We start from the raw sequence: 5,954 nt of genomic DNA, 5'->3' as shown, positions 1-5,954 counted from the left end.
GGCAGGACGCCGTTATCCTGACTCTGGGTTCTGTCTTACCGCTGTGACGTTTGCAGCACAGGATCAACGTTGACGACATCCTTCCCCGCTTGAGGTGACGCGATGCGATTTTCCCGCCGGGGCGGGATCGAGCCCGTCCCGGCGGGAAAATCGCGGCTGAGGAGATTCCGATACCCCAACTCTTCTTCACGGATCTATCTGCGCTACAGCACACTGTTTCGATTGATGGTGTGGTTCATGCGCTGTCGGCGAATGAAGTCGCTGCCGCCGAGAACCTGGACCTCGCGGACGGCATGCCGTTCATTCTTGGCGATGACGGCGGCTATGATCCCGACCTGAACCGGTTCTTTCGAGCTTGCCCGACCTTAGGGGTCCGTGCCCCCAACAGCCTGCGCGCCTATGGTCGGGATATCCTGGTCTGGATGCGCTTTCTTGCCGAGCGCCGAGACAACAAGCCCCTCTGGGCGGCTGATCGGCACGATGTCGCAGCCTTCCATGCGGCGCGACGCCTGGCACTCCCTCCGATGCGCATCTCTGCGGCGAGCTGGAACCGGTCGATAGCCGCGCTCGACAAGCTCTACCGATGGGCGGTTGAAGAGGGCGTGATTGCAAAATCGCCATTCACCTATCGGCAATCATGGCTACGGACGAACGGCGGCGCGGTCATAACGGCTGCCGCCAACGCTGCCACCGAGCGCGGCGCACGCACCCGCGATGTCCGGTTCCTTTCCCTGGATCGGTATCTCCTGTTCCGCGAAATCGGCTTGCGCGGCCGTCTTCCCGATGGGAGTGAGGATTCCATCTGGCAGGGCCGCAACAGCGAGCGCAATGCACTGTTTGCGGAATTGCTGGTCACGACGGGCCTGCGGCTTCAGGAGGCTGCGAGCCTGCTCTGGATCGAGCTCCCGAAACTGGAACTGGCCAGTGCTTTGCGCAGCCGATCTTTCCGGCTGGCGCCGGCCATTGCCAAGGGCAGCAAGGGACGCGTGATCCGCTTGCCCGAACGCGTGCTGAAACGTCTGCATGAATACGCGGCACTGGAGCGGACCAATGTCCTCATGCGCGGTTCGCAACCGTGCAGTGGGTCGGTCGAACACCCGATCCGTGTCGTCAGCCACGATCGGGGAAGGCTCCTCTTGGAGAAGGATGGGGTTCGCGCCAGCGTCGACGTCCTGGCGCCGCGCGAACGCAGTCGGTTGGTATGGGCGGAAGCGTCAGAACCATTGTCTCTTTGGCTCGCGGAGGGGGCGCGGCCGATGTCCCCGGTCGCCTGGGAGGTAGTGTTCCGGAGGGCAAGTGCACGATGCCGGCGGTTCGGGATCGACCTCGATGTCACGCCACACATGTTGAGACACACCTTTGCGGTTCACATGCTGTCGCTACTCGTGCGTGAACAGATCGGTTGGGTGCTCGACGAACGCCAGCCCCATATCGGCGCTGCCTACCGCCGCCTGATCGGTGACCCTCTGCTGAAATTGCAACGCTTGCTCGGCCACAGCCGCATCGAAAGCACTCATATCTACCTTGATTGCCTGGAAGAGAGCCAGGAAATGATCGATGCAGCGGTCGAGGCCTGGGAACTGCGCATTAATACCGAGGGTGCGCTGCGATGAGACGTGGTCGTTACGCAACATTCCCAGCGGAAATCGAGCAGGACGGCAACCAATCTAACGGCCCGCAAGGCACGCTGGTCTTCACTCTTCAGACCGAAGAAGCGGGGACGGTCAAAATCGACCTGTCTTCCTGGCCGCTGGAGGCGTTGACGCGCGAAATTGCTCCGTTCCTCCAAGAATATCTCCGCCGGATGGGGCCTGTACCACTCTGGAAAACCGCAGGGGCCTTTGTGGGGCGTCTGCGGCGCTTTTGGCGGTTCCTGGCGGCGAAGCAAGCGCTTTATCGTCTTGAAGATCTGACACCGACAATAATCAATGCCTATGAGAACTGGCTGGAGCAGAACGGCGGCGAACGGCCCAATCAACGCAATTTGCTCGGCGCTCTGATCGGGGTGCTGCGCGTCGTCGCTGAGCTCGATCCGGAAAGGCTTCCGGCCGAAACACTGCCGCGCCTGAAATACATCGGCCATGGAGAGCACGGCGTTCCCAAGCCGCGCGACGCCTACAGCGGCAATATTGCTGCGGCATTGCTAAAGGCGGCGATGTGCCAGATCAACGAGGCCCGCAACCGGATCGCAACGGGCGACGATCTGCCACCTCCGGTCCTGGACGTAGACTGCGATCTGGAATTGCGCCACCGCTATGATCTCCTGATTGCACAGATCGTGACGACAGGGACGGTCCCAGGAGAAGGCCCGCTGTTCGACAATCTGCGCTATCACGCCCACAGATGCGGACTTGAGCCGCCTCCGGTCGAGGAGTTGCATGCCGGCTTCCATCTGACCCGATACGATGTCGTCGGCTTCCTCGTCTGGCTGTCCCTGATGACGGGTCTGGAGATCGAAGCCTTGCGCGGGCTGGAGGCCGACTGCCTGCGCAATCCCAACCGTGGTTATGTTGAGGTCGAGTATCGAAAGCGGCGCGCACATCACGCCCAATGGAAGCGCCTGCGGGTTCGTGATGGCGGGCGAGAAACGCCCGGCGCAGTATTACGGCTCGCGATCACGCTAACGGAACGGGCGCGGCAACACACGGGATCGACCAAGCTCTGGATTACCTGGAAGCCCCGACGGCTGTCCCCGCCAAAGAGGCTGGATACATGTGTGGCCGCTTTCGTCGCGAAGTACGGCATCATCGATGATGACGGAAAGTCACTGGCGCTCAATCTCTCCAGATTGCGCAAGACCCAGAAGGCCGACTGGTACAAACGAACCGGAGGGCAGTTGGAGATCTTTGCCGTCGGTCACACGATACCGGTGGCGGCCAATCACTATGCTGACATTCCTGCCCTTCGGCATCTGCATGAGCAGACGATCATCGAAGCGCTGGCCGACGCGATGGTGCCGGCTCTCCGACCGCGGATCGTTCTGCCTGCAGACGAAGCACGGCTGCGAACGTCCGCCGCCACGACCGAGCTGCCGGTGGCGCCTGAAAAGATCGGCCCGCTCCTCGACGGAGTGCAAGATCTTTGGCTGGCGGCATGCGGCAGCTTCCGCGCCAGCCCTTTCGGTCGGGAAGGAGAAGTCTGTCCAACACCGTTCTGGGGCTGCCTGGAATGCCCCAACGCCGTCATCACCGCGCGAAAGTTGCCTGCGCTGATTGCATTCCAAGCGTTCATGGACGAGCAGCGGGAGGCATTACCGCCTGACGACTGGAGCGAGAAATTCGATCTGCCCTATCGCAGGATCACAGAGCAAATCCTGCCGATGTTCCCGGCCTCCGTCGTCGGAAATGCACGTGTCGAGGCGGCAGAATCCTCAGTGCCGTTGCTCTACCTTCCGCCGGAGGCATACGGCTCATGACGACTGCTCCTCGTTTGAATGATGAGCTTGCCGTCTCACGCATTCGGGCCGACGACGACATCGTTCTGGCCTCGATGCCTCTTCGCGAGGGAATTGACAGAGCGGCGCTCTCGCGGTTCGGCGATGATGCCTGGGATGTGGCGCCCGCCATCTTCAATATGACCCGAAAAGCCTTCCAGACGGTGGACTTCAGCGTAATCCCCTACGCCAACGAGCGATTGCTTGGCAAAGAATACGTCTATGCGTGGATGAACGAACGCCTCGCTGACGGTGAACCTCGGCTTCGGCCAGTGTCGGGCCATAACGCACTCGCCACGCTGCGCGGCTTCCTGGACTTCGCTCGCTCGCGGATTGGCAGGCTCGATCTGGCAGCCGTCGATCAGGATCTGATCGATGCGTATGCTGCGTATCATCGGTCCCGACCGATCACGCCGGGACGCGTGGGCGTCTGCCTTCGACCCATCGTCCAGCTTCATCGCCTGGCGCCCTATCTAACGTGTGGCGGCATCACCTTCGCTCCATGGCGCGGCCGGCCGGTTTATCGGGCAACCGGCCAGGGCACACGCAGTTCGGAAAATCGGACCGCGCGCATCCCGGAGGCTGTGATCGGCTCGATGCTGCGGTGGTCTCTCAAATATATAGAGCACTTTGCCGAAGATATTTTGGCCGCGCGAGCTGAAGAAGATGTACTGAACGCCCGCTTCGCAGCTCGTTCGCGCCGCCGCCACACGCGGCCCGCAATCATGCTCGAATCCTGGATAGAAAAGCGTCGCCGTGAAGGACGAGGTATTCCCGTCTGGGAAAAGCCTCTTTCGATCGGAGGGGTGACCGGTAGGCTGTCACGGGATGGCAAGTTCGATGGCAATGTCATTAATCTGAAGTTCGTGACCATGCAGTGCGGACTGCATCTAACGACGGTCTTTAAAGACCCGGCTTTGTTGTCGATGATTCACGGTGCTGCTGATGGACTTGGATTCGAGGTCGGCGGTATGGACACGCCGATCTCCCCCGACCCCGACACTGGCAAGCCGTGGCGGGAGCGCTTCGATGCCATCAGCTTGGCGCGGGAAGAAAGGCATCTGCAGACGGCCGCCTACATCGTATGTAGCTATCTGACGGGAATGCGCGACGGCGAGCTGCAGTCGCTACAAGCCGGTTGCCTGAAACGCAGTCTCGGCCGGGATGGCCAAACGGAACGGCTGGCGATCGAGGGCGTGACCTGGAAGGACCGCGGGGCTCGCGGCGAGCAGGTTGATTGGATCACCATCGAACCCGCCGTCCAGGCAATCAGGGTTGCCGAGCGTCTCTCGGAACGGGTCCGACGGAACGCGGGCACGGAGCGGTTATGGCTTGCCCTTGATGACCGCGAGACGAACAATGCCGAGACGCCGATCCTTATCGCCAAGAGGATCAACCGGTTCCGCGAACACCTCGATGAACGATATGGCGCAGACGATAGTCCTGCGATTCCCCGAGCGGGAGAAGACGTCTGGCGCTTCAACACCCGTCAGTTCAGGCGAACACTGGCCTGGTACATCGCGAACCGGCCCTTCGGGGTCGTTGCCGGCAAAATCCAGTACAAGCACGCTTCCGTAGCCATGTTCGACGGCTATGCCGGCTCGTCCGCATCCGGCTTCAGGCAGGAGGTCGAGCAGGAGCTGGCGCTTGGGCAACTCGATGACATCATCGACTACTTCGAAAATCAACGACGAGGACGCCGGCCCGGCGGTCCGGCCAGCAGACGTATCGGGGCCGAACTGGAGCGGGTCGGTCGCGAACTCGACCCCCTTCCAGGACAACTGGCCGATCGTAAGCGCTTAAAGGCGATGTTGGCGCATTTGGCGCGCACTCTGCATGTCGGATATCTGAACGATTGCTTCTTCGACCCTTCGACCGCGCTTTGTCTACGGGAAGCCGAAAAACCTTCAGCCTCGGCGCCAGTTCTGTCGCGCTGCGCTCCTGACCGGTGTCCCAATGCCTGCCTGGTCGAGCGACATCTCCCGCCCTGGGAAGCCTCGATCGCACAGGCGGAGAATCTTCTAGCCGACAAGCGCCTCTCCCCGCTGCAACGTGAGGCCCTACGCTCGGATAACGAGCGAAAACGCAGGCTTATCGCGCCGTTGAAGGGATCCACATTATGAAGCCGGTCAGCGCAACCACGGAACAAGCCCTTAGCGAGGCGATGGCACGTCTCTTTGATGGATGCCCTCGCGTGACCGATGGCAGGCTGACGGTCGCCAATCTCGCCGTCGAGGCAGGCGTCAGTCGCGCAACTGCAAACCGAGCCTTGAAAGTGCTGAAGGTCTTTAGACAGGCGGTTATCGAGACCCGGTTGTGGCGTGATGCCGAAGGCCAGCCGATGGGAGCCACCCGAGCCGAACAGGAGCGTCGTGCCGTCAACGACATCCTTGCCCAGCATCATCAGGTGCGGGCGCTATGCGAACTCATGGAGCTACGGCGCTACGGCTACAACGCCGAAGTCATCCCGATCGCGAGTCGGAAACGCCCGTGAGACAGATTGACTGTTTAGATAAACGCC

At 61.3% G+C, this 5,954-nt stretch carries 4 protein-coding genes; all 4 read left to right on the top strand.

All coding sequences use genetic code 11. The features are described 5' to 3' along the window. Positions 1-230 precede the first annotated feature (230 nt). Genes BQ8482_RS33890 through BQ8482_RS33875 form a run of 4 tightly spaced genes read left to right on the top strand, consistent with a single transcriptional unit; the run spans position 231 to position 5,927 of the window. A complete protein-coding gene (locus tag BQ8482_RS33890; RefSeq protein ID WP_244603099.1) occupies positions 231-1,613 on the top strand; it encodes a tyrosine-type recombinase/integrase in 1,383 nt (460 codons plus the stop codon). Beyond that, complete coding sequence (locus BQ8482_RS33885) at positions 1,610-3,415, top strand: hypothetical protein (RefSeq protein ID WP_123151534.1); 1,806 nt, start codon at positions 1,610-1,612, stop codon at positions 3,413-3,415. Before BQ8482_RS33890 ends, BQ8482_RS33885 begins: the two co-directional genes overlap by 4 nt. Further along, a complete protein-coding gene (locus BQ8482_RS33880) occupies positions 3,412-5,556 on the top strand; it encodes a hypothetical protein (protein WP_123151533.1) in 2,145 nt (714 codons plus the stop codon). The genes BQ8482_RS33885 and BQ8482_RS33880 overlap by 4 nt, the downstream gene beginning before the upstream one ends. Beyond that, the gene (locus tag BQ8482_RS33875) at positions 5,553-5,927 is read left to right on the top strand and encodes a hypothetical protein (protein WP_123151532.1); all 375 of its coding nucleotides are present in this window, start codon (positions 5,553-5,555) and stop codon (positions 5,925-5,927) included. Before BQ8482_RS33880 ends, BQ8482_RS33875 begins: the two co-directional genes overlap by 4 nt. The last annotated feature ends 27 nt before the right edge of the window (positions 5,928-5,954 follow it).

The organism is Mesorhizobium delmotii (assembly GCF_900149755.1).
Classification (GTDB): domain Bacteria; phylum Pseudomonadota; class Alphaproteobacteria; order Rhizobiales; family Rhizobiaceae; genus Mesorhizobium; species Mesorhizobium delmotii.
Note: the sequence above shows the minus strand (reverse complement) of the source record. Positions and strands in the feature narration are given on the sequence as shown.

Coding starts and splice junctions, on each gene's coding strand:
- BQ8482_RS33875 (WP_123151532.1), top strand. CDS start 5,553: ATGAAGCCGGTCAGCGCAACCACGGAACAAGCCCTTAGCGAGGCGATG.
- BQ8482_RS33880 (WP_123151533.1), top strand. CDS start 3,412: ATGACGACTGCTCCTCGTTTGAATGATGAGCTTGCCGTCTCACGCATT.
- BQ8482_RS33885 (WP_123151534.1), top strand. CDS start 1,610: ATGAGACGTGGTCGTTACGCAACATTCCCAGCGGAAATCGAGCAGGAC.